This window comes from Arthrobacter sp. SPT-J7 (genome assembly GCF_059089965.1).
This window is the reverse complement of sequence record NZ_JBNHFF010000454.1, coordinates 1-1,227: the sequence shown is the minus strand read 5'-3', so window position 1 is coordinate 1,227 and position 1,227 is coordinate 1. Positions and strand designations below refer to the sequence as shown.

The 1,227-nt window shown below is 61.9% G+C and carries 1 protein-coding gene; it reads right to left on the bottom strand.

What is annotated here, in order from left to right:
• A partial coding sequence (locus AC5RWX_RS33520; RefSeq protein ID WP_494100463.1) for a 2-isopropylmalate synthase occupies positions 1 to 1,026 on the bottom strand: 1,026 nt, incomplete at its 3' end.
• Positions 1,027 to 1,227: the final 201 nt, after the last annotated feature.

Sequence of the window (1,227 nt, the reverse complement as noted above, 5' to 3'; positions counted from 1 at the left end):
CGCCGTGAAGACGAGGTCGCCGCCGTAGGGTGAACGCTCAGGGACGGGCAGCTGGTTGCAGTACTCCACGGTCCGGCGGACGTCGTCGATGTTGGAAAAATCGATCATGGGGTCGATGCCCTGCACGAAGAGGTTCAGGCCGAGGGTGACCAGGTCCACGTTGCCGGTCCGTTCACCGTTGCCGAAGAGGCAGCCTTCGATCCGGTCGGCCCCGGCCATGTAGCCCAGTTCCGCGGCCGCGACGCCCGTTCCACGATCGTTGTGGGGGTGCAGGGAGAGAATGATGCCTTCCCGCGGGTGAAGGTGGCGGCTCATCCATTCAATCGAGTCGGCGTAAATGTTGGGCGTGGCCATTTCCACGGTGGCAGGCAGGTTGATGATGACCTGGCGGTCCGCGGAAGCCTCAAAAACGTCGGCGACGGCGTTGCAGACCCGCACTGCGTACTCCAGCTCGGTGCCCGTGAAGGATTCCGGGGAGTATTCGTAAGTCACGTGGGTGTCCACGAGGGTTTCTTCGTACTTCCTGCACAGCCTGGCGCCCTGGAGGGCGATGTCCAGGATTCCGTCCTCATCCTGGTTGAAGACCACACGGCGCTGCAGTACGGAGGTGGAGTTGTACAGGTGGACGATAGCCTGCTTGGCGCCTACCAGGGACTCGTAGGTCCGCTCGATCAGGTGTTCGCGGGCCTGGGTCAGGACCTGGATGGTGACGTCGTCCGGGATGTGGTTGCCCTCGATGAGCTGGCGGACAAAGTCGAAGTCCGTCTGGGACGCGGACGGGAAACCTACCTCGATCTCCTTGTAGCCCATGCGGACCAGCAGGTCGAACATCTTCATTTTGCGGGCCGGGCTCATGGGGTCGATCAGGGCCTGGTTTCCGTCCCGCAGATCCACTGCGCACCAGCGCGGAGCCTTGGTGATGACTTTGTCCGGCCACGTGCGGTCAGGCAGTTCGACGGTGATCAGGTCCTGGAACGGCGTGTACCGGTGGGCGGGCATTCCGGAGGGCTTCTGTGCGTTTCGCATTACTATCGGGGCCTTTTCTGTGATTCTTCTTTGAAAGGGTGGCCGGGCAACACAAACTCCGCAGCGAGGGTGGGCCTTGCGCTAGATCGCGTCTGAGGCCTCGCCGCGGCAGCTAAGAAGAAGAAGCTCTGCACGCACCATTTGAGAGTAACACGGGTGCGTAAGATGAAAGGGCACTACCGTCCGTTACGTCCACAATGC